Raw genomic sequence first — 22,822 nt, 5'->3', positions numbered from 1 at the left:
TTGTATAACTATACAAGCAGAACTGTGATTTATTTTACTACAATATTGTATATTTTTCTAGGTACATAAATCTCTTTTATAATTGTCTTACCTGAGATAAACTTAGCAACAACTTCATTATTATATACTTTTTCTTTAATAGAATCTTGATCTTCATCTATTTCCACATTTATTGTTGTCCTTACTTTGCCATTTATTTGTATTGGGAGTTCAATTATCTCATCTATTGTTTTTTCTTCCTCATATTTTGGCCAAGCGCTTTTATTTAAACTTGATTTAAAACCTAAAATTTCCCACATTTCTTCGGTAATATGAGGAGCTACTGGATTTAACAAGAGCAGATATGTTTCTATGTCTTTTTTAGTAATTCTCCCATAATCGTTAAACTCATTTAGCAAACTCATTAGCGATGCAATAGCAGTATTGAATTTTAAATTTTCATAATCAAAGGATACTTTTTTTATAGTCTTGTGTATACTTGTTTCTAGCTCTTTTGTATATTCATCTCCCTCCACTACAATATCTTGTAGTTTCCAAACTCTTTCAAGAAATCTTCTACAACCCTTTAATCCATTATCAGACCAAGGAACACTCTTTTCAAAATCCCCGATAAACATCTCATATGTTCTTAATGTATCTGCACCATATTCATTTACAATATCATCTGGATTAATTACATTCCCTCTAGATTTGGACATTTTCTCATTATTATCGCCTAAAATCATGCCATGAGAAGTTCTCTTTATATATGGTTCTGGATCTCTTACCACACCACAATCATATAAAAATTTATGCCAAAATCTTGAATATAATAAATGCAATGTTGTATGCTCCATGCCACCATTGTACCAGTCAACTGGCATCCAATAATCTAGAGCTTCTCTTGAGGCTAATTCTTCATCATTATGCGGATCAGTATATCTTAAAAAATACCACGATGATCCTGCCCACTGAGGCATAGTATCAGTTTCTCGTTTAGCTGGTTTGCCACATTTTGGGCAAGTCGTGTTAACCCATTCGGTTATGTTTGCTAAAGGTGATTCTCCATTGTCGGTTGGCTCGTAATTTTCAACTTCAGGCAATAATACTGGGAGTTCTTCTTCTGGTACTTTTACCCATCCACAATCTTCACAGTAGATCATTGGTATTGGTTCTCCCCAATATCTTTGTCTTGAAAACACCCAATCTCTTAACTTATAATTTACTTTTCTCTTCCCAAGTTCATTTTTTTCGAGCCACTCAATGATTTGTTCTTTAGCATCCTTCACATTCATTCCGTTTAAAAAGTCAGAATTAACTACAATTCCATTTTCAGTATCAGTATAGGCTTCTTTTGAAACATCTCCACCTTTGATTACTTCTACAATAGGTAGATTGAATTTATTAGCAAATTCCCAATCTCTTTCGTCATGTCCTGGAACTGCCATAACCGCACCTGTGCCGTAAGTTATCAATACATAATCTGAAATCCAAATAGGTATCTCCTTATTGTTAGCTGGATTAATTGCTTTTATTCCTTTAAGCTCTACGCCCGTCTTTTCCTTCGATAGCTCTGTTCTTTCAAATTCTGATTTTTTCATTACTTCTTCTCTATATGCCAATACCTCATCAAAATTTTCGATTAGCGATTTGTGTTCATCTATTAATTTATGCTCTGGTGCAAGAACCATATAAGTTGCTCCAAAAATGGTATCAGGTCTTGTAGTGAAAACTTTTATAGACTCATTTGTTTTGGAAATTTTAAATTCTACCTCGGCTCCCTCTGACTTTCCAATCCAATTTTTTTGTTGCAATTTTACTCTTTCTATATAGTCAACCATATCCAAATCATTTATAAGTCTTTCAGCGTACTCAGTTATCTTAAGCATCCATTGGTTTTTAACTTTCCTTATTACCTCTCCACCGCATCTCTCACAATGGCCTCCTACTACTTCTTCATTTGCAAGCCCTATTTTACAATTAGGGCACCAGTTGATTGGCATCTCTTCTTTGTATGCTAATCCCTTATCAAAAAGTTTCAAAAATATCCATTGTGTCCACTTATAGTAGCTTGGATCAGTAGTATTTATTTCTCTAGACCAATCAAAAGAAAAACCTATTGACTTTAACTGGGACTTAAATCTTGCAATGTTTTTTTCAGTGACAATCTTGGGATGAATTTTGTTCTTAATAGCATAATTTTCTGTAGGCAATCCAAAAGCATCCCACCCCATAGGGAATAAAACGTTATATCCTTCAAGTCTTCTTTTTCTTGATACTACATCTAATGCTGTATAAGGTCTAGGATGACCTACATGTAAACCTTCTCCAGATGGATATGGAAATTCAACTAATGCATAATACTTTGGTTTTTCGCTGTCATTATAGGCTTTAAAAGTCTCTTCTTCATCCCAAATTTTTTGCCATTTTTCTTCAATTTGTTTGTGATCATAGTTTTTCATATAATAACCTCCGTAAACAAAAAATTAACCTCTCGTCTTAGAGACGAAAGGTCTTTCCGCGGTACCACTCTTTTTGATTAATCCACTCATTTATATAACGAGATATCCCGTCCAATTAGCTTGGAAACTCTAAGACGAGTTCAGATACCCTAAATATTGCCTTTCACCATTCGACAACTCTCTGGAAATTAAAGCATATCTTACTACTTCTTATCATTGTTTATATTAAATTTGTTTAAAGTATACCAGATGGTAATTCAAATTACAACAAAAATCTAAAATTCACAACTATTTACAGTTCTTGGAAATGGAATTACATCTCTTATATTTGACATTCCTGTGATATACATAACTGCTCTTTCAAATCCAAGTCCAAATCCAGCATGTTTAACTCCACCGTACTTTCTTAACTCAAGATACCACCAATAGTTTTCTAAATTCATATTGTTAGCTTTCATTTTATCTAATAATACATCGAGCCTTTCTTCTCTTTGACTGCCTCCTATAATTTCTCCAACTCCTGGAACTAGCAAATCCATAGCTGCAACAGTTCTGTTGTCATCATTAACTCTCATGTAAAAAGCCTTGATTTCTTTTGGATAGTCAATTACAAATATCGGTTTGTTGAACTCTTGTTCTGTCAAATATCTTTCATGTTCTGTCTGTAAATCCATACCCCATTCTACAGGGAATTGGAACTCTACACCTGACTTTTTCAATAAATCTATGGCTTCAGTATAAGTAATTACTCCAAAATCTGAATTTACAATGTTGGTAAGTCTGTCAATCAATCCGTTTGATATAAAGGAATCAAAGAAATCCATTTCTTCTTTTGCGTTTTCTAAGACATAGTTAATAATATATTTAAACATCTCTTCGGCTAATTTCATATCATCAGCTAAATCTGCAAATGCTATCTCTGGTTCAATCATCCAGAACTCTGCTGCATGCCTAGCTGTATTCGAATTCTCAGCTCTGAAAGTAGGCCCAAAAGTGTACACATTTTTAAATGCTAATGCAAATGCCTCCGCTTCAAGTTGTCCACTTACAGTCAAGTTAGTCTCTTTGCCAAAAAAATCTTCTTTGAAATCTATTTCTCCGTTTTCAGTTCTAGGTAGGTTGTTTAAATCTAGTGTCGTCACTCTAAACATCTCTCCAGCACCTTCTGCATCAGAGGCAGTTATAATAGGTGTGTTTACATACACAAAACCTTTTTCCTGAAAAAATTTGTGAATTGCAAAAGCCATCATTGATCTTACTCTAAAAACTGCATTAAATGTATTTGTTCTAGGTCTTAAGTGTTGTAAAGTCCTTAGATATTCAAGCGAATGTTTCTTCTTTTGAATAGGATAATCATTGTCTGATGGAGCTAATATATTTATCTCGTGAGCCCTTATCTCAAAAGGTTGTTTAGCCTGTGGTGTTTCTACGACTGTCCCTATCACTTTTATAGCGGTATATATAGGCAATTTATCTATATCATCGAAATTATTAATATTTTCTTCATATATCACTTGCAAATTTTTAAAGAATGTACCGTCATTTAATTCTATAAATCCTAATTTTTTTGATGATCTTTTTGTTTTAATCCATCCCTCAATCTCTACTTCCTTGCCAATAAAGCTTTCTTTAAATTTGTACATATCTTTTACAGATGGTTTCATGTTATCCTCCTTTTGTAATTTATTTTAGTTTATCTTTTTTAATAAAGCTCAACCACTTTTTTATTGTAGCTTCATGTCCTAATTCAGTCGGTTTATAATAAATTTTGTTTTTAAACTTATCAGGTAAATAGTTTTGATTAACGTAGTGATTGTCGTAATCATGTGGATATTTATAATCGATGCCTCGTCCTAGTGCTTTCGCTCCAGAATAGCTAGCATCCTTCAAATATATTGGTATGTCCCCAGACTCCTCATTTTTTATGTCTTCAAGTGCTGCATCAATGGCTAGATATGAACTATTACTTTTTGGCGCACAAGCCACATAGATAGCAGCTTGAGATAATATTATTCTGGCCTCAGGCATTCCGATAGCATTGACTGCATAAAATGCATTTGTAGCAACTATAATCGCATTTGGATCAGCATTTCCAACATCTTCAGAAGCAGCGATCATAATTCTTCTTGCTATGAATTTGGGATCTTCTCCTGCATTTAACATCTTTGCAAGATAAAAAACTGCAGCATCTGGATCTGAACCTCTCATGCTCTTGATAAATGCAGAAATTGTATCATAATGTTCATCTGAACCTTTGTCATATTTAAAGGATTTCATTTGAATTGAGTTCTTAATATCTTCTAAAGAAATATGCCTTACTCCATCTTCAAGTGGATCTGTTGATAAGACTCCTATTTCCAACGAATTCAATAAAACTCTTGCATCGCCGTCAGCAACAGTAAGTAAGTAGTCTATCGCATCATCATCTATATCAATATTTAAGTTTCCTAATCCATATTCGGTATCCTTTAATGCTCTATCTAACAAAATTAAGAGCTCATCTCTGCTTAATGGTTTTAGTTCCACTACCATCATTCTAGACAAAAGTGCTTTGTTTATCTCGAAATATGGGTTTTCTGTTGTGGCGCCTATTAGAATTATAATTCCTTTTTCAACAAAAGGCAATAAAGCGTCTTGTTGAGCTTTGTTAAATCTATGAATTTCATCGATAAAAAGTATAGTTCTCTTATTTGCTATTTTTAAAGCTTCTTCTGCTTTGTTAATTACTTCTCTTATATCTTTGACGCCAGAAGTAACAGCTGATATTTTTTCAAAGTTCATCTTAGTTGAATTTGCGATTACCATTGCTAATGTAGTTTTTCCTGTCCCTGGCGGACCATAAAAAATCATCGAAGTGATTCGATCAGCTTTTATAGACCTAGTTAAGAATTTACCATCTCCTATAATATGTTCTTGTCCTATAAAGTCTTCAATTGTTCTCGGTCTAAGTCTATCGGATAATGGCGCGTTTTTTTCTAAAAAATTGTTCATTGAAATTGAGAATAAATCCATTACATCACCAACTAAATATAATTAATTATAATTATTTTATTATATCATAAATAAAATCAAATATTAAAATAAAATCAAATTCCTATCAATTTGTATTAAAATCAGGTATAATAATGTTGTAAAATATTTTTTCCTAAGGAGATGTTTTTATTGAACATATTAGTATGTCTAGACTCAAATTATATAAATCCGCTAAAGGTAATGCTTTATTCATTATTTACTAACAATGAAAATAATAATTTTGATGTTTATTTAATGCATTCAAGAATTCCGCAAAATGAGTTGGATTCATTAAATGATTATATAGTAAAAAATTGGCCTAATAATTCATTTAACCCAATCAAAATTCCGAGCGATGATTTTAAAGAAGCCCCAGTAGTATCATATTATAGCGAAGAAATGTACTATAGGTTATTTGCCCATAAATACTTGCCAAAAGACATGGAGAGAATTCTTTATCTCGATCCAGATATATTAGTAATAAATGAAGTTTCCAACCTATATAATGTAGATTTTAATAATAATCTCTTTGCAGCTTGCCACCATAATAAGATCTTTATAAAGGGTATTAATAGAATAAGACTTTTACAATACCAAATTGAAGAATACTACAATTCTGGTGTACTGATGATGAATCTTACTGAACAAAGAAAAAGAATTGACGAGAGTGAAATATTTGATTTTATAGAAAAAAACAAAGCTATATTAGTGCTGCCAGACCAAGATGTTTTAAATTCCCTATATTCTAAGGATATAAAAGATGTCGATGAGATCCTGTACAATTATGATACCAGATTTTATACTTATTATAAATTCTTAAGTAAAGGAAAAGTTGATATGGATTATATCTTTGACAACACTGTTATACTTCATTTCTGCGGAAAGAAGAAGCCTTGGAAAAAGCCATACAGCGGTGAATTTTATTCTCTGTATAAACACTATCAAAAACAAGTACAAAAATTAGAAAATAAATAAATGATTAGGAGTGTTCATTATGAAGCCTGGAGTTAAGAGTACCATTTTTATTCTCATGTTGGTTTTGGCAATTTCTTTAACTGGATGCGTAAACGAAAATTCAGATAATGGAAATATTCAAAATGAAGATGAAAACACAAAGAAAATTATATACTCTTCCTCACCAGAAGATATTTCTCAGTTGACTATGTTAGAGACTTTCAAATATGATTTTGATGTTGATGGGACTGAAGAAGAAATAAATTTATATACGTCTGCACAAAAAGATAGTAAAGGTGAAATAATGTGGGATGATGGACAGGTTTTTAAGCTTATCATTCATGATACTAATGAAAATTTTGTTCTATTTGATGAATATGTCCAACTTGGTAAAGTAAATTACTATGTATACCTTGAAAAAGATGTATTTACTATAAGTATAATTAGTCCTAGAACTGCAAGTTTGACGATCACTGATTATGTCTATGACAAAGATGTAAATGGATTCTTAGAGAAAAAACTTATAGAAAAAACAACAGATATTAACATGTTGAAAATTTAAGGGGCTTATAGCCCCTTAAATTATGATTTTTTCTATATATTCAGAAGTCATAGCTCTTAACATGCTCACATAGTGGAGATTAAATGCTAATATGTCCCCAACGCTATAATCAATTTTAGAATCTGAAGCATCTATAATAGTGTGATCTGAACTTCCACCTAAAATTATCAAATCTTTATCTAATGGATATAAGCTGTCTAAATCAATGTCTTGTTTGCCAACTGCACAAATAATTCTTTTTCTTACTCCTCTATCCACAAAAGTTGGCACTTTTCCAAAAGCGTCTCTGCCTATTTCTTCAGTTGGTACTGATGGTTTCTCTTTGATTTCTATAATTTCAGCTTCTAACCGAAACGCGGTGCTATCAGTCCCATCAATATGTCTACCATATGCAGATTCCGTTCCGAATATTATGGATTCTCCGAGTCTTAAATTGTTGATGCCATTAGGAATCTCGCCCGTACCTAATAAATGGACTGTACTTGAGTTGCCTCCTGACAACATTTCTAGCTTTATTTCAAATTTTTCTTCAATTTCATTTTTATAATCTACAAGTTTTTGCAATATATGTCTTTTGGGTATAACTCCACCATAACAAGTCAAATTTACTCCTAAGCCATAAAGTTCAATGTTATTCAATTCTAATATTTCATCAACAGCATGCAATAATTCTTCTTTGTTAAAATAGCCTTCTCTTAAATCTCCTAGATCAGCCATTAAAATTACTTTGTGAACTTTCCCTAAACTTTCACTTGCTTCATTTAATGCGTATATAGTTTCTAACTCAGAGTTTAGCGATATGTCAGCGTATTCTACTGTTTCCTTAGCTTGTGAAATCATTGGCAATCGGAGCATCATCTTCGGGATATCAAATTGTGCGATCTTTTTTAAGTTCTCTATTCTAGAATCTGCTAAAAAATCTACACCTCCATTGATATAAGCTTTAACAATTTCTGGATATGCGCAATAACCTTTAGTAACACCAGCGATTGTTATTCCTTCTTTCTTTGCAAGCGAAACTACTGTTGATACATTTGATTCAATTTTCTTAGTATCTATAATTACTCTTGGGTAAGACACTTTTATTCCCCTTTCATATTTATGTCTAAGCTATCATAAAGCAATTTTATTGCTGCATCAGGATACTTATATGACATGACCCCTATAGATGCCATTATATAATGATTGTCTATCAAAATCTCAACATCAGGATTAGGTAATAACTCCATTCCACTATTAGAATGAGAAATATTTCTTAATATTTCTATCCTATGTGGCAATCTCGTTAATGCTCCACCAGTACCTATTACATATTTTACGCTTGTTAAATCTTTTCCTTCGGCAAATGTTGTCTTACCAGTAGGACCATATAGATTCTTTAAAATACCAGCATGACGTTTTATTGCAGTTACACAAGCATATTCTGTCAAAGTTTCAATAAACTTAATCTCATCTTCACTCTCAGGTATTGGTTTGATTCCTGATATTAAACAATTTAATTTTTCTTTAGATACCCCTAGTTTTCTAATTAAAACATCTTCTCCTAAACCTTCTATTATATTTTTTGCGTTCACATATACCCCTAGGTCACCTTCTACCGTCCTCTTAGCTTTTGGTTCTGGACTTATCAGCATTCTATTGATTTCTTCACTGCCTTCAGTGACTGAATGGACATCAGTTGTAGCACCGCCAACATCTATTGTGACTAGATCTCCCATATGTTCATATAATAATTCGCTTGCTTTCATAACTGCTCCAGGAGTTGGCACTATGTTGCCATTTACCATCTCTCTAATCTTTGTCATACCTGGTGCATGTATGATGTGTTTTTCAAAAACTTGTTGAATTATTTTTCTAGTTGGTTCAACATTCAATTGATCAATTTCGGGATAAACATTTTCCGTTATATATAATTCCATTTTTGTATCTTTAAATATTTCTTTTATTTCATCATGATTTTCTATATTCCCTGCATATATAACGGGTATGTCTAAGTTTAAGCTTGCTATTAATTCACTGTTGTAAAGTGCAGTGTCTCTTTCCCCATAATCAACGCCACCTGCTATCAATATTATGTTGGGTTTTATTTCTTCAATCTTTTTTAAATCGGATTTTCTCAATCTACCTGATGTAATATATTTAATATTTGCTCCTGCTCCCAAAGCAGCTTCTTTTGCAGCTCGAACTGTCATATCGTATACCAATCCATGTACAGTCATTTTTAATCCGCCTGCCGCTGAGCTTGTAGCAATAAGTTCATTGTATTCAAGGTCTGGAATACCCATACTTCGTTTAAGATCCTCTATGGCACCTTTTAAGCCTATGTTTACATCTCCTTCTAATACCGAGGTAGGAGCTTGCCCCTGTCCAAGAAAAACAGGGGCTATTTGTATATTATCAAATGCATTTACTACAGTTGTGGTACTTCCTATTTCAGCAACTAATAAATCAATTCTCATTTTCCATCTCACGTCTTTTCTTGACAAGGAATGTTGCAACATGAGAGCCTTTTGTTCCTCTTCCAAATCCTGCATCCATTCCATTTTTCACAGCCATTTCATTAGACACTTGAGTTCCGCCAGCAGCAATTATCAACTTGTCTCTGACACCCTTTTCAATAGCGTAATCATTTAACTTCTTCATATTCTTGTAGTGGATGTCATCATGGGAAATAATAGTAGAAACTAAAATTGCATCTGCATTTAATTCGATTGCTGCATCAACCAATTTTTCTACTGGAACAGAAGTCCCTAAAATGTGGCACTCAATGCCATATTTTTCTATACCTCCATGTTTGATGTCAATTATCTCTCTTAGTCCAACTGAATGTTCATCATCTCCAACTGTAGCTGCAACAACTTTCATTGGTTTTCTCGATATCTCAGCTCTGATTTCATCTTCACTCATTTCTTCTGGCTTTGGTGGAATAACCAATTTAGATATGTCTATTGAAAAATCAACTCTTCCTTTTAACTCAATCCTAGTGCCTTCTGCTTGTTGCATTACTTCCCTGTGAATGACTTCGCAATCTTTTAAATTCAAGTTTTTGCCAATTTCAAGTGCTGCGAATTCAGCAGTACGTACATCTGTAGGTAAAAACATCGTGAGTAAAACAACCCCATCTCCAAGCCATTCCATTTCAGGCTTAATGAGATTAGTGTTCAATAAGTCTTTTACTTCTTCTAACCTTACATTGACATTATCAGTTTCGTCAAGTTCATCTATAAAGATGATTTTTTCTGGTTTTTCAAATGTAGAACCATTAATCAGTAGAGAAGGATTCTCAACATATTCTTGCCCATATTGTTCTAAATTGTTATATCCGAAGTGAGCAGTTACAGGTGCCATGTATTCCTTGTCTCTTTCGAATACTGTTCCTACACCAACTCCTCCGTCTATCTTTCTGACAATTCCATCCCCATTTCTTTCAGGATAATAGCCGGAGTCTACGAAGAAACCTTCCTCAACAGCTTTAAAGTATCCACCTATTTCTAATATTTCTTCCATAAATAGAACTGCTCTTTCTTTAAGCTCTCTAACTTTTGTAGATAGATATTCGCCGTCTCTATCTACTTTTACCATTTTCATTAAACCATCCATTCCGTTGAAAGCTTGCTTAGCTGTGTCAACAGCCTCAATGTTAAAGATATGCCAAGGAACATTTCTACCTTCATCTGGTGTTATTGTGGATTGAATATCTGCCGATGTCAATTCTGAAATCAACAAATTTAGTACATGTGTTACAGTAGCTTCTCTAGTAGATGATTCCATGTACTTAGTATTCATCTGAGCTCTCATTCTATATTCTTTAAATAATTCTCTCAATGCAATTGCGTATGGTAGATCAAGCCTCATACAAGGTGCTGGTGGTGCAGTTGGTGGAACAGTTGACAAGCATATATTTGACTTTTTCATGCCTATTTTTACAGAATACATTGAGTTTAAAGCATGCTGTACCATTAATTCAGGCATTACTTTCCAAGCTTCTCTTGCCGTTGCATTGGCGTTATGTGCGCCATCAATTTGTGCTATATCAGCCCAAGTCATAACCTTCTTCGCTTCTGCTGCATCGACAAAAGATCTTACCATGTTTATATTTCTATATAAAACGTTGTATTGAGGATCTTGGTGTGCTCCATTGACTCCTTCTTCTGCAAACATTACAGCAATTTCTGGGCCTGCTACTCCGGATACGTATGAGTGATAATTAATTGGCCTTCCTACTTCCTCTTCAATCAAATCTAGAGCTTTTCTCTGTGCTCTTACTTGTTTTCTACTAATTGGTATACCACCCACACCTTGTGGTGTACCTTCAATCAAGCTTTCAAAGTGAGATTGTCCTGCTGTACGAATTACCATTATATGATCTGCGCCATGCCATGCAGCCATCCTCATCCTTCTTATATCGTCCTCAAAACGACCTGATGCTATTTCTGTAGTAATTACTGGAGCAGGTTGTGGATCAATGTTATCAAAATACTTTGCTGCTGGAAGGGGTTGACTTTGTATTAAGTTTTCTGATGTTTCATAGTAGTCAAATTTGCCTATTTTTCTAACCTCTCCAACTCCTTCTCTCCAATGCCAACCTCTTCTTTTAGGTCTATAACTCTCTAAATCCTTTAAAATCTCTTTAATGTTTAATTTTTCATTTGGTTTAAGTTCCATTAATTTGCACCTCCATTAAATAGAGGTTTTACCTCATCCCAAGAGTTAGGCTCTATTAATTCTAATCCTGCTTCTCTTATTCCTAAGCCTTTGTGTTTTGAGTATTTGTATACAATATTCCCTACACCTTTCCCTATAAGGCCTCTATCTATTGCATTTTCGACAATGCTTTTTGCTTCTATGCTTGAAAATCCCATTCTTAGCAATACACTTCTTTCTATCGAAGGAGTTGTGTGATTATAAGCTAAATCTACTAATGGATCAACTATTTTTTCTGCTAATTGCCAAAAATAAGCTTCTAGTTCTGATTCTGACAAATCCGCTAAATGTTTTCTTCTTTCTTCAAAATCGTCTTCTCTTCTCATTTGTACACTACCTTTCTACATTAACATTTAGTTCTCTTAGTACATTAATTACATATTCTACGCTTGATTTAGTGTCTTGAGCTAAGAATTCTATGTCTGCTCTAGTTACAGTTTCAACTTTATAATTGACAATGCAATTTTTAATATAAGATCTCTTAATTTTATCTAAATCAATTTCAGCAGTATGCATATATCCTGGATCTTTTGGTAGTACGATGTTTTTGCCTGGAATTTCTTCTTTTGGATCACCAATTACTAATTCTATGCCATTTTCTTTAGCAAATGTCAGCTGTGGCAATATGTGCTTCCCTGCGCCTGTGTACTCGGTCTCTTGTACTACAATTATCTTATCTTCATCAAGCTCTTGAGCTAAGCTGAATGCAGCTGCTAGAGCTGTATTTCCTGCAGGACCTCTTTCAAGTCCTTCGACTTGTGCCAATAATTCAGTCATATAAAATACGGAACCTTGATTTACGGTTACATATCTATCCATATATCTCAGCGGTCTTGCTGCAGATCTAGGAACATCAGATCGATCCGGCCATGTTGCAAAAGGTATCCCAAATCCAGTATGTCCAGTAGTGAATGATTTCTTGTTAAATTGTTCATCACTTGCCATGTGAAGCCCTTCTAAATTTACACTTGCACCTACTATTTTAGTATCAAATGCTCCTGCTTTAATCAATCCCCTAGCTGTACCTGTTAAATTTCCGCCTCCTGCATTTGTTATGACTACAACATCAGGATCTCTTCCCTCTCTTTGCCTAAAATCCATAGATATTTCATATCCTAATGTTTCTACTCCTGCTATTCCAAATGGAGTATAAAGTGAAGCGTTAAAATATCCAGTTTCCTCTAATAGCAATAAGAATGAGTAAAATAGTTCTGGGCCAACAGTCAATTGTACTACCTCTGCACCATATGCCTCGCAAGCTCTTGCCTTTTCAATTATTTCAGGTTGTCCTATTCCTCTTGAATCATAACATTCCTGGACTATAATACATTTAAGTCCTCTCATAGCTGCTTGTGACGCAACAGCAGCACCATAATTCCCTGAAGTTGCAGCTATGACACCTTTATATCCTAACTTTTGTGCATGATATACTGATGTAGCCGCACGTCTTGCTTTGAAAGAACCAGAAGGATTGCACGCCTCATCTTTTATAAATATTCGCGCACCCTTCCCAGGTTTAGAAAATTTTCTAGCCAATTTAGTTATATTTTTCAACTCATAAAGTGGCGTAGAACCTACTGATGTTTGCTTTTGTATTTCTTCTATTTCCTGTAAGGAATAGCCAGTTTCTTTCATCATTCTCTCATAGTCAAAAGCTATCGAACCTGATTCAAATATGCTATAATCAATCCCTACAGATTTCTTCATTATTTCGCTTTTTCTTGCCATCACATCATCATAGCTATTACTCATTATCTTCACCTTCTTCCAATAAAGCCCTAGCTTGTCTGCCTATATATAAAACTTCTGGAACACATTTGCCAAAATCATGCCCCCAATATGGATTGATTTCAATTAATGTTCCTGTTACTTTTCTTCCAATGTAAGTTTCCACTTCTACCTCTTGCCCGATATTAGCTTCTTCATTTAGTAAGAATCCTTTGTCCCACATTTCTAGTGGTACTTTTCTTGTGTCTTCTGGTAAATTCGAAGCCCTTTGTTCTGGTGTCAGGATTATCTTATGAATTCTTACCCAATCTCCTCTTTTAGCATCCATTAATATCTCCCTTTCATCCTTAATCTTCTTTAATCATTTCTCTCATATCACCCATGATTGCTCTTGGAACGGGTAAATCAATCATTGTCTTTAATCCTGGTGTAGCATTTATAATATGTGGAATCATATTAACGCACATTGCTATTGTGCCAATCCCGCCAGGTACTTCTGGAACTATTGACATATTTATATCTGGAGTTCCCTTTATAGTGATGTAATCACCAGTTTGTACTCCAGCCAACTGTGGTTCTATTTGTTGAGGATGAAGCATTTCTATCTTTAACTCACCATCAACGTATCCATATCCTTTCATTTCACAGCCTGCTACATCTCCAGGTTGAACTTCTGCATATGGAGATTTTCTATACACATCACTTACTATTGGTGCTCTAAATTGCTCTATTTCTTTGGATAACTTCCAGCCTAGGGCATCAGCTATCATATTAATAGATTCTGGGAATCCAACATGACCTACCAATGTCTTTTCTTCTAATCTTTTATTGAATTCTTCTAAACTGATGCCAACGCCTTGTTCTTTCATTACAGAAGGTCCAAATGGTGACAATGAGTTGATTCTTTCTGCTTTTATGCTTTCAACGTCTATGCATGCTCCAGTCAATGTAATAACCAATAAATCCATTATTAATCCTGGGTTTATACCAGTTCCTAATACTGATACGCCATTTTCTTTAGCGATTCTGTCAAGTTCTTTCGCTAATTCAGGTTCTTGCGCATATGGATATGCCATTTCTTCAGCAGTTGAAATTATGTTTATTTTCTTTTCTAAAATATATTTCAATTTATCGAATGTTTTTCTAGTAAAAGAATCAGTAGCTACTAAAACTACATCTGCAGCTTTCTCTGTAATTACATCTTGATATTCTCCGATAATTATATCTTTTCTATCTCCTCTTTCTACATCTAAATAATCATACATGCTTTTTCCAACTTTTTCTCCTCTGCCAACAACACCAACTATTTCTACTCCCTTTTTCTTTAAGAGCACTTCTGCCATACCTTTGCCCATTGATCCTAAACCCCAAATTATTACTTTAACGTTTTCCTTTCTCATAAAGCACCTCCATAAAATTTTTTACACTTAATACTTATGCAAAATTTATGCCAAATCATTTTGTTAAATATTATGAATTTTTAGGCATTCTATGCAATCTAATATTGATAAAATAAAAAAAGATGCAAACTAATTTGCATCATCCGCAATTATTTTTGCATCAATTGGTATTTTTTTATTTTCGCTTGTAGAGTTTGTCTTTTTATTCCTAAAAAACTTGCTGCATTAGATATATTGTAATTGTTTATCTTAAGTGCTTCATTGATCACTTTTTGCTCAATGTTTCCAATCATTTCAGGCAATGTTTGATTATCAAAATTATTAAATATTATTTTCTCTTTGCTGCTTGGTATAAAATTCGAAGTAACAAAGTCTTCTTTATTTAAAATCTTGTCATTGTATGATACCATATTCATTGCCCCTTCAATAAAGTTTTCTAGTTCTCTCACATTTCCAGGCCAAAAATAATTCTTGAAATCTTTTAAGACATCAGGAGAGACTTTGTTTATATTCTTATTCAATATTTTGTTGTATTTAGAAATAAAATAATATGTTAGAAGTTCAATGTCATCTAATCTTTCTCTTAATGGCGGAATATTGATATTGATGACATTTAATCTGTAGTACAGGTCCTTTCTTAGTGTTCCTTTCTCAATGCTATCGATAGGATTTTCATTGGTCGTAGCTATAATTCTAACATCGATAGGTATATCCTTCGTTCCACCAACTCTTCTAATATAGCCTTCTTGTAAAACCCTCAATAGTTTGGCTTGAAGTGTTAAGCTCATAGAATTTATCTCATCTAATAGTAATGTGCCTCCATTTGCTTGCTCAAATATTCCCTCTCTTTCAATTGCACCAGTAAATCCGCCTTTTTCTGTTCCAAACAATATACCTTCAAGTAAAGAATCTGGAATAGCAGCACAATTTTGCGCTATGAATGTCTTATCTTTTCTAATACCATTGTAGTGTATACTTTGCGCAAACATCTCTTTACCTGTTCCTGTTTCACCATATATGAGGACACTAGAAGGCGACTCGCAAGCTTTTTGAGCGATTTTTTTAGCTGCTATCAACTTATCATTTTGGCCTATGATGTTATGTAAACTATATTTTTTAATAAACGGTTTCGCTCCTTTATTGTCTTTCCTTAATGCATTTTGAAGCTCGAGTAGCTGATCTGAAAGAATTTTAGTATGTGTTAAATCTTGAGCTATTTCAACAGCACCTATTATTTTTTTGTTGTCAATCAATGGAATTGTGGAACTAATAGTAGTTATTGAGTGACCTTTGAAGTTTAGGTAAGTTTGAGTACTATTTATTATTGGCTCTCTTGTTTTTAAAACTTTAATAAGTGTTGAAGTATCCTCGTCCAAACTAGGGAATATCTCTAACAAATCTTTACCAATAACTTGATCTATTTCCAATCCTTCTAATTGAGCCATGGTTGAATTGTAAATAGTAGTTTTTCTACTATTATCTATTACATGAATTCCAATGTTTCCGAACTGCAAAATATTTTGCAGCAACAGAGAATCCAATGAGTTAATCATAATACCACCCAGTCTATTCATTATCATCCAACAATTTTTTCAGCTCATCCAAAAACGAATTTACATCTTTAAACTGCCTGTAAACTGATGCAAATCTAACATATGCTACTTCGTCTACATCTTTTAGTTTTGTCATGACCATCTCGCCAATCTCTTTTGATGTTATTTCTTTCTCTAACGAATTAAATATTGCCTTTTCTATATCGTCAACCATTTTTTCAATAACATTCATAGGAACAGGCCTTTTTTCGCATGCTTTTATGATGCCATTCATGATTTTATTTCTATCGTACACTTGTCTATTGCCATCTTTTTTTACTATCATAACGGGAACTTCTTCTATTTTCTCATAGGTTGTAAATCTCTTACCGCATCTTATACACTCTCTTCTCCTTCTTATCGCTTGACCTTCATCAGTTGGTCTAGAATCAACAACTTTTGATTCAGGATAATCACAAAATGGACATTTCATAGCATCCTCCAAATTAAGACTAAAACGTATCCAAAGATACGTTTTATCTATTTCTATCTCTTCTTCTTAGAAAAATTGGAACATCTAAATCTTCAAAATTCAATTCTTCGCTTTTCTTATCATTTTCATTGTTTCTATTTGAATTAAACAAATTGCTTTCTTTAGAAATAGTTGATTTATTACTTATTCTATCAGCTTGAAAACCAGTAGCTATTACAGTTATCTTGATTTCATCATTCATACTTTCGTCAATTCCTGCTCCAAATATAATATTTGCGTCTGGATCTACTGCTTGTCTAATTATATCTGCAGCTTCATTAACCTCAAATATTCCTAAGTCTTTACTCCCGGTTATATTAAGCAGGACTGATTTTGCTCCTTCTATTGATGTTTCCAATAAAGGACTGGTTATAGCTTGTTTTGCAGCTTCTTGTGCTCTGTTATCCCCCTTAGCTATGCCTATGCCCATATGTGCAATGCCTTTGTCATACATAATTGTCTTTACATCTGCAAAATCAAGATTTATCAAATTTGGAACTGATATCAAATCAGATATTCCTTGTATCCCTTGTTTAAGTACTTCATCCGCCATCATAAATGCATCTGCCATAGATGTCTTTTTATCTGATATTTGAAGTAATCTATCATTCGGTATAGTAATTAATGTATCCACTGTGTTTTTAAGATCTTCTATTCCTTTTTCTGCTTGCAATAATCTTTTCTTGCCTTCAAATGTAAAAGGTTTTGTTACAACGCCAACAGTTAGTATCCCCAGTTCTTTAGCTATTTCTGCAACAATTGGAGCAGCTCCAGTTCCAGTTCCTCCTCCCATTCCAGCAGTAATAAACACCATATCGGCACCTTTTAAACACTCTAATATGTCATTTCTATTCTCTTCTGCGGCTTTTGCTCCAATCTCAGGATTAGCTCCTGCTCCTAACCCTTTAGTTATCTTTTCTCCCAATTGAATTTTTATCTCAGCTCTTGATGAATACAATGCTTGTTTGTCTGTGTTTAGTGCTATAAATTCAATTCCTCTTACCCCAGATTCAATCATTCTATTAACAGCGTTATTGCCACCCCCACCAACACCTAAAACTTTAATCTTTGCAAATTGTTCTACATCAACATCAAAATCGAACATAAACTTTCCTCCATTCATATAGTGGTTCTATTATTATCTTTAATTGTTTTTCTCTTAGAAGTAATAATTCGTCTGATTTTAGCAAAATTGTCAAAAAGTCTATTGCCAAATGTAAATATTGCTGCATAATATAAAGGAACACCTAGTCGATCGCCAATATATGCCAAAAAGGCTGCTAGTATAGCATTCCCGATAAATCCTGATACAAATATCGTAGCATCAAATTTTCCCTCTAAGTTTGCTCTAATTCCACCAAAAATAGAGTCCATGCAAGCCAGAATTGCAACAGAAACGTATAAAGTGTAGGCTGAATTATAAGTAAATGGCAATAGAAATCCAATTAAAACTCCAATGAGCACACCTATTAATGCGTATACCATCTATCCACTCTCCCTTATTGAACTGCCTTTGCATAAAAGTAAGAGAAATCTCCACTATATGCTGGTATGATTAATTTGTCTTTAGAATATGGCTGAATGCCAATACCATAAACTTTCGTGAGCATTTCTGCGTAAGTCCCTGGTGCGCTTACAGAAGCCATTAAAAGTTTAGGGTCGCCTATTGCCGTTATTATGAAAGGCGTGCCTAAGCTTCTTCCATTTACTCTTATTACAGGTCCTGCACATTTAATATCTGAAAAAGAAAGCACTCTTTCGCCATTAATACTTATCGCTTCAGCTCCTGCCACTCTTAAATCATTTAATATATTTTGCATGTCTACATCATGTATTATACCATCATTAAAATCAAAGGACAATTCATCGGAGTTAATATTATCGAACATAACAATCTCAATTCCTGGCCCTGCTACTGTTTTATATCCTGCAAGGAGCATGTTTTTATCTCTTTCATCTTCTAAAACGGATATTATATTTTTTTCACTATAATCAGTATTCTCTATCAGATCCAAATATTTTTGTTTATCCTCTATATTTAATTTTAAATCATCAATGTCGGTTTTTAATGATTTTGCCTCAAGCTCGAGTCTTTGTATTGAACTTATAGTTACTGGTGTAACCATTTGAATATTCATTTTAACTTGAGATGCAAATAATATTCCTACCAATGCGCTAAAAATTCCAATTGTCAGTTTTGGGTTATACTCTTTCATATTATCTCTCCACTACTTATTCTTCTTCTACTGGCTTTGCATATATAAATTCTTTGGCCTTTCTATATCTTTCTATCTTTATATCTTGATTCTGTGTTAAATTTACAACATAATCGTAATTTCTTAATTGCCATACTATCCCCCATTTTATATTTAGTGCCGACTCCAATGTGTCTGGATTTCCAATTGCCTTAATTACAATCGGAGCTCCTGTTGAAGCCCCATTAATCTCAATGTGGTTTCCGGCTCTAACTATCTCAGTAAAAGATGTGTATCTCTGATCGTTTATGCTAATTGCCTCTGCATCTGCAGCATTTAATACGCTTATAACTTGCAGCAATAAATCCAACTCATCGACTATTCCATAACTATCCGATATTTGTGGGTCTATTGGTGGGTCGTTGATCTCCAAAATAATCCCAGGCCCGTGAACATCAGTATAACCTGCTAGCATTCTATATTTCATAGCGTCTTTATATAAATTCTCAGCATAAGTGTCATGAGAAATCCCTTCTTTTTCATATTGTTCAACTTTTTTTTCCAATTCTTCTAGTTGCTTAGTTAACAATTCTTTTTCACTTTTTAATTTAGATACCTCATTTGCTAATTCTTGAGCTCTCTGCGTAGGCAATACTCCATTCCCAACTGTTTTGTTAATGGTTTTAAATTGAACTGACAATATGAGCCCTAATACTAATGAAACACCAATAATTGCCAATTTTTCTCTTTTTTTGTTCATTTTATATTGCTCCTTAATTATCATCTCTTACTAAGATTGGATACTCTCCTTTATTCATAATTATCATTTTAGTAGGGATATTCTTTTTTTCAATGTCGTTTATGATTTCACCAAGTTGTAATAATTTATATTTTATATTATATAACGAACCAAACTCAACTGGTATATTTTTATTTAATATAATTTTAATATTTTGCTCATCTGAGAAATCTATCGATTTTATCTTGTTAATTATATTTATTATTTTCTCATCTTTAAATATTTCTACAAAATCGCTATCTATATTTAATTCTTGCCCTTCTTTTAAATCCTCTATTTGTAAGTTAGTTATTATAGTTAATCCTTCAAATGATTCTGATCTTCTTTCCAACAATATTCCATTGATGTCAAAGACATAGTATTTATCATCATAAAGAACTTCAACATATGGAGTTCTTTCCTTAATTGAAATCCTAATAGTCTTTGGCAAAACCTTGTCAATGTTTACTTCTTCTATATATCCTATTGTCATAATCCTATCGGCTACAGAAAATCTGTTTATCTTAAACAAATTATCTCCCAAATCTATGCCTGTTTTTTCAATTATCTGTGCCTCTGTAATTATATTATTACCAGTTATTTCTATTTTTTGAACATTAAATAAATCAATCCTTATAAGTGCATTATATAATACGACAATGAAAATAATAAACAGTGCTATTCTTCTAAAGAATCTCTTTTTTCTTCTCTTTTTTTCTACTCTAGTGAGCTTATTCATAAGATCCCTACTATCTTAAATATTGGTCCAACTCATCTACTATTTTTTCTGTAGCATTTGTATTCATAAGTTTTTTCGCATTATGTCCCATTTTTAAAAGCTTCTCTTTGTCATGTATTAATTCAAATATAGTTTTACTTAGTGCTTCCCCATCAATATCTTTTTCTTTAATTACCACACTTGCCCCAGCCTCTTCAAATACTTTAGCATTATACTCTTGGTGATTTTCAGCAGTATATGCTTTTGGAATCAATATGCTTGGAATTCCCAAAGCGCTTATTTCAGCCAATGTAATTGCACCAGCACTAGCAATGGCTAATGTGGCAATATTTAAAGCTTTTGGCAACTCGTATAAATAAGGGAATATTTTAATATTTTTGCAAGAGCTTACGCCCAGTTTATCTAATTCTTCTTCAAAATTATCATAATGAGATTTTCCAGTTATGTGAATTAATTGAATATCATTCTCACCTGATATGTTTTTAATAAAATTTAGAATCGCTTCATTTAAGCTTTTTTGTCCTCCACTTCCACCAAAAGACAATACTATTGGTTTGTCTCTTTCAAGATCAAATTCTTTATAAGCAGCATCTTTATCTACCAAAAATAATTCTTCTCTTATAGGATTCCCAGTTAATATAATTCGATCTGGATTTTTGAAATACTTCTTAGACTCATCAAAAGTTACAAAAACCTTGCTAGCATATCTAGAAAGAATCTTGTTTGTTATCCCGGGATAAGCATTTTGCTCATGTATACAAATCGGAACTTTCTTTACTTTACCCATGTATGATATAGGAAAACAAACATATCCGCCAGTAGCTATTATGAGTTTCGGTTTTATTTCATCTATTATTTTCCTCGAATCATTCAATCCAAGTAACAGCTCTTTTGCTGATGAAAAAGATTCTTTATTTAAACTTCTTGGCATGCCTTTGACTCTTACGTATCTATATTTGTATCCTTCTCTTTCAGCTAGATCTTTTTCCATCCCATTGGGTGTTCCAACATAGTATATGTCTACATTGTCTTTGTATCTTTTTTTTATTTCATTTGCAATAGCTAAAGCAGGATAAATATGTCCTCCAGTGCCACCACCACTAACTATTATGTTCATTTTTTTTACTCCCACCTATTTTTGTATATCTTGATATATTTAATAAAATGCCAATACTTGCTAGATAAAAAATTAAAGATGTACCTCCAGAACTTATAAATGGTAAATTTATTCCTGTTGGTGGTATGCTAGAAGTTACAACAGCAATGTTCATAAATGCTTGTATTGCTATCAATGAGCCTATACCACATGAAACAAAAAAAGCAAATTTATCATTCGAATTCTTTGCTACATTAAATGCTCTGAAAATTATTATTGCATAAAGGGCTAGTATAAATGTAGTTCCAACAAGTCCTAATTCCTCTCCAATTATCGAGAAAATAAAATCATTATAAGCCTCTGGTATGTAAAAGAACTTTTGCTTGCTTTTCCCAAGTCCAACTCCAAACAGTCCACCCGAGCCTAAAGCATATAATGACTGAACTATTTGATAGCCATCCCCCAATTTATCTGCAAAAGGATCCCTAAAAGATTTTATACGCTCCAATCTGTATTCGTTTCCTTCAGAATAGATAGCTACTCTTATAAAAATAGTTGCTAATACTCCTGATATTATAAAAACATAATATGGCATTCCAGCAATAAAATACATGCTTAGCATTGTCCCTGCCACTGTTATAGATGTACTTAAATCCTTTTGTAAATAAACTAATCCCGTTGACAATCCAATTACTAAAAACGCTGGGATCAATCCATCTTTTAAAGATGAGACTTTTTCTTTCTTGTTTTCTAGGAATGATGCAAAAAATATTATGCTTCCAAGTTTTATTGCATCTGATGGCATAAAAGTAGTAAAACCTAAGTTTAACCATCTTCTTGCACCTTTTAATTCTATTCCCAATGGAGTAAATATAAGCAATCCGAGTATAATCGTAAATACATATATCAGCGTTGAATGCTTTTTCCAAATATGGTAATCAATATTCATCAATACTATCATAGTTATTAAGCCTAATATTGCCCAAATAAACTGTCTCTTGAAAAAATATAACGCATCACCAAATTCAAGTAAAGCCTTTGGAGAACTTGCACTATAAACCATTATTACTCCTATAAAAACTAACATTATGGTAGAAAAAAGAATATAAAAATCTGGTTCATGTTTTCGAAATTTGCTTTTCATTCAAC

Annotated in this window: 21 protein-coding genes and 1 other annotated feature; of the genes, 2 read left to right on the top strand and 19 right to left on the bottom strand. The window is 33.1% G+C overall.

Annotation, left to right across the window (positions count from 1 at the left end):
• Nucleotides 1-29: 29 nt before the first annotated feature.
• The 3 genes from leuS to BO51_RS01115 all read right to left on the bottom strand — a co-directional run bounded on the left by leuS (nt 30) and on the right by BO51_RS01115 (nt 5,453).
• Complete coding sequence (gene leuS, locus BO51_RS01125) at nt 30-2,441, bottom strand: leucine--tRNA ligase (protein WP_496483163.1); 2,412 nt, start codon at nt 2,439-2,441, stop codon at nt 30-32.
• A gap of 36 nt (nt 2,442-2,477) precedes the next feature.
• Nucleotides 2,478-2,667, bottom strand: a binding site (T-box leader).
• A 49-nt stretch (nt 2,668-2,716) separates the two neighbouring features.
• Complete coding sequence (asnS, locus tag BO51_RS01120) at nt 2,717-4,105, bottom strand: asparagine--tRNA ligase (RefSeq protein ID WP_496483162.1); 1,389 nt, start codon at nt 4,103-4,105, stop codon at nt 2,717-2,719.
• A gap of 19 nt (nt 4,106-4,124) precedes the next feature.
• Nucleotides 4,125-5,453 (bottom strand): replication-associated recombination protein A, encoded by a 1,329-nt coding sequence (locus BO51_RS01115; protein WP_496483161.1) that lies wholly within the window; start codon nt 5,451-5,453, stop codon nt 4,125-4,127.
• A 150-nt stretch (nt 5,454-5,603) separates the two neighbouring features.
• Here BO51_RS01115 and BO51_RS01110 point away from each other — a divergent pair, with 150 nt between their 5' ends.
• Both BO51_RS01110 and BO51_RS01105 read left to right on the top strand, forming a co-directional pair.
• Nucleotides 5,604-6,428 (top strand): glycosyltransferase family 8 protein, encoded by an 825-nt coding sequence (locus tag BO51_RS01110; RefSeq protein ID WP_496483160.1) that lies wholly within the window; start codon nt 5,604-5,606, stop codon nt 6,426-6,428.
• Nucleotides 6,429-6,447: 19 nt separating this feature from the next.
• The gene (locus BO51_RS01105; protein ID WP_496483159.1) at nt 6,448-6,969 is read left to right on the top strand and encodes a hypothetical protein; all 522 of its coding nucleotides are present in this window, start codon (nt 6,448-6,450) and stop codon (nt 6,967-6,969) included.
• 15 nt (nt 6,970-6,984) lie between these two features.
• Here BO51_RS01105 and orr read toward each other — a convergent pair whose 3' ends face one another.
• From orr to ftsW, 16 genes are all read right to left on the bottom strand, one after another.
• A complete protein-coding gene (gene orr, locus BO51_RS01100; protein ID WP_496483158.1) occupies nt 6,985-8,049 on the bottom strand; it encodes an ornithine racemase Orr in 1,065 nt (354 codons plus the stop codon).
• 2 nt (nt 8,050-8,051) lie between these two features.
• Nucleotides 8,052-9,428, bottom strand: a complete 1,377-nt coding sequence (locus BO51_RS01095; RefSeq protein ID WP_496483157.1) for a GlmL-related ornithine degradation protein — start codon at nt 9,426-9,428, stop codon at nt 8,052-8,054.
• Entirely contained in the window at nt 9,418-11,634 is a 2,217-nt protein-coding gene (gene oraE / locus BO51_RS01090) for a D-ornithine 4,5-aminomutase subunit OraE (protein WP_496483156.1), read from the bottom strand. The genes BO51_RS01095 and oraE overlap by 11 nt, the downstream gene beginning before the upstream one ends.
• Nucleotides 11,634-11,999: an ornithine aminomutase subunit alpha gene (locus tag BO51_RS01085; protein WP_496483155.1), complete on the bottom strand. Its 366-nt coding sequence runs from the start codon at nt 11,997-11,999 to the stop codon at nt 11,634-11,636. Before BO51_RS01085 ends, oraE begins: the two co-directional genes overlap by 1 nt.
• A 7-nt stretch (nt 12,000-12,006) precedes the next feature.
• Nucleotides 12,007-13,425, bottom strand: coding sequence for a 2-amino-4-oxopentanoate thiolase subunit OrtB (gene ortB / locus BO51_RS01080; RefSeq protein ID WP_496483154.1), 1,419 nt, complete (start codon nt 13,423-13,425; stop codon nt 12,007-12,009).
• Complete coding sequence (gene ortA / locus BO51_RS01075; protein ID WP_496483153.1) at nt 13,418-13,729, bottom strand: 2-amino-4-oxopentanoate thiolase subunit OrtA; 312 nt, start codon at nt 13,727-13,729, stop codon at nt 13,418-13,420. Before ortA ends, ortB begins: the two co-directional genes overlap by 8 nt.
• Nucleotides 13,730-13,748: 19 nt before the next feature.
• Complete coding sequence (gene ord / locus BO51_RS01070; protein WP_496483152.1) at nt 13,749-14,801, bottom strand: 2,4-diaminopentanoate dehydrogenase; 1,053 nt, start codon at nt 14,799-14,801, stop codon at nt 13,749-13,751.
• A 149-nt stretch (nt 14,802-14,950) separates the two neighbouring features.
• The gene (locus BO51_RS01065; protein ID WP_496483151.1) at nt 14,951-16,354 is read right to left on the bottom strand and encodes a sigma-54 interaction domain-containing protein; all 1,404 of its coding nucleotides are present in this window, start codon (nt 16,352-16,354) and stop codon (nt 14,951-14,953) included.
• Between the two features lie 13 nt (nt 16,355-16,367).
• Nucleotides 16,368-16,826 (bottom strand): transcriptional regulator NrdR, encoded by a 459-nt coding sequence (gene nrdR, locus BO51_RS01060; RefSeq protein WP_496483150.1) that lies wholly within the window; start codon nt 16,824-16,826, stop codon nt 16,368-16,370.
• A gap of 43 nt (nt 16,827-16,869) precedes the next feature.
• A complete protein-coding gene (ftsZ, locus tag BO51_RS01055) occupies nt 16,870-17,970 on the bottom strand; it encodes a cell division protein FtsZ (RefSeq protein WP_496483149.1) in 1,101 nt (366 codons plus the stop codon).
• A gap of 14 nt (nt 17,971-17,984) precedes the next feature.
• The gene (locus BO51_RS01050) at nt 17,985-18,350 is read right to left on the bottom strand and encodes a small basic family protein (RefSeq protein ID WP_496483148.1); all 366 of its coding nucleotides are present in this window, start codon (nt 18,348-18,350) and stop codon (nt 17,985-17,987) included.
• A gap of 14 nt (nt 18,351-18,364) precedes the next feature.
• Nucleotides 18,365-19,081, bottom strand: coding sequence for a DUF881 domain-containing protein (locus BO51_RS01045; protein ID WP_496483147.1), 717 nt, complete (start codon nt 19,079-19,081; stop codon nt 18,365-18,367).
• 16 nt (nt 19,082-19,097) lie between these two features.
• A complete protein-coding gene (locus BO51_RS01040; RefSeq protein ID WP_496483146.1) occupies nt 19,098-19,820 on the bottom strand; it encodes a DUF881 domain-containing protein in 723 nt (240 codons plus the stop codon).
• A gap of 13 nt (nt 19,821-19,833) precedes the next feature.
• Entirely contained in the window at nt 19,834-20,577 is a 744-nt protein-coding gene (locus BO51_RS01035) for a cell division protein FtsQ/DivIB (protein WP_496483145.1), read from the bottom strand.
• 10 nt (nt 20,578-20,587) lie between these two features.
• Complete coding sequence (gene murG, locus BO51_RS01030) at nt 20,588-21,694, bottom strand: undecaprenyldiphospho-muramoylpentapeptide beta-N-acetylglucosaminyltransferase (protein WP_496483144.1); 1,107 nt, start codon at nt 21,692-21,694, stop codon at nt 20,588-20,590.
• Entirely contained in the window at nt 21,678-22,817 is a 1,140-nt protein-coding gene (gene ftsW, locus BO51_RS01025) for a putative lipid II flippase FtsW (protein ID WP_496483143.1), read from the bottom strand. Before ftsW ends, murG begins: the two co-directional genes overlap by 17 nt.
• Nucleotides 22,818-22,822 lie beyond the last annotated feature (5 nt).

This window comes from Soehngenia saccharolytica DSM 12858, assembly GCF_059568515.1.
The sequence above is the reverse complement of the archived record's forward strand: the minus strand, read 5'-3'. Positions and strand labels throughout refer to the sequence as shown.

Excerpts from the sequence above, each read along its gene's own strand:
- leuS (WP_496483163.1), bottom strand. The coding sequence starts at position 2,441 with ATGAAAAACTATGATCACAAACAAATTGAAGAAAAATGGCAAAAAATT.
- asnS (WP_496483162.1), bottom strand. The coding sequence starts at position 4,105 with ATGAAACCATCTGTAAAAGATATGTACAAATTTAAAGAAAGCTTTATT.
- BO51_RS01115 (WP_496483161.1), bottom strand. The coding sequence starts at position 5,453 with ATGGATTTATTCTCAATTTCAATGAACAATTTTTTAGAAAAAAACGCG.
- BO51_RS01105 (WP_496483159.1), top strand. The coding sequence starts at position 6,448 with ATGAAGCCTGGAGTTAAGAGTACCATTTTTATTCTCATGTTGGTTTTG.
- BO51_RS01095 (WP_496483157.1), bottom strand. The coding sequence starts at position 9,428 with ATGAGAATTGATTTATTAGTTGCTGAAATAGGAAGTACCACAACTGTA.
- oraE (WP_496483156.1), bottom strand. The coding sequence starts at position 11,634 with ATGGAACTTAAACCAAATGAAAAATTAAACATTAAAGAGATTTTAAAG.
- BO51_RS01085 (WP_496483155.1), bottom strand. The coding sequence starts at position 11,999 with ATGAGAAGAGAAGACGATTTTGAAGAAAGAAGAAAACATTTAGCGGAT.
- ortB (WP_496483154.1), bottom strand. The coding sequence starts at position 13,425 with ATGAGTAATAGCTATGATGATGTGATGGCAAGAAAAAGCGAAATAATG.
- ortA (WP_496483153.1), bottom strand. The coding sequence starts at position 13,729 with ATGGATGCTAAAAGAGGAGATTGGGTAAGAATTCATAAGATAATCCTG.
- ord (WP_496483152.1), bottom strand. The coding sequence starts at position 14,801 with ATGAGAAAGGAAAACGTTAAAGTAATAATTTGGGGTTTAGGATCAATG.
- BO51_RS01065 (WP_496483151.1), bottom strand. The coding sequence starts at position 16,354 with ATGATTAACTCATTGGATTCTCTGTTGCTGCAAAATATTTTGCAGTTC.
- nrdR (WP_496483150.1), bottom strand. The coding sequence starts at position 16,826 with ATGAAATGTCCATTTTGTGATTATCCTGAATCAAAAGTTGTTGATTCT.
- ftsZ (WP_496483149.1), bottom strand. The coding sequence starts at position 17,970 with ATGTTCGATTTTGATGTTGATGTAGAACAATTTGCAAAGATTAAAGTT.
- BO51_RS01050 (WP_496483148.1), bottom strand. The coding sequence starts at position 18,350 with ATGGTATACGCATTAATAGGTGTGCTCATTGGAGTTTTAATTGGATTT.
- BO51_RS01045 (WP_496483147.1), bottom strand. The coding sequence starts at position 19,081 with ATGAAAGAGTATAACCCAAAACTGACAATTGGAATTTTTAGCGCATTG.
- BO51_RS01040 (WP_496483146.1), bottom strand. The coding sequence starts at position 19,820 with ATGAACAAAAAAAGAGAAAAATTGGCAATTATTGGTGTTTCATTAGTA.
- BO51_RS01035 (WP_496483145.1), bottom strand. The coding sequence starts at position 20,577 with ATGAATAAGCTCACTAGAGTAGAAAAAAAGAGAAGAAAAAAGAGATTC.
- murG (WP_496483144.1), bottom strand. The coding sequence starts at position 21,694 with ATGAACATAATAGTTAGTGGTGGTGGCACTGGAGGACATATTTATCCT.
- ftsW (WP_496483143.1), bottom strand. The coding sequence starts at position 22,817 with ATGAAAAGCAAATTTCGAAAACATGAACCAGATTTTTATATTCTTTTT.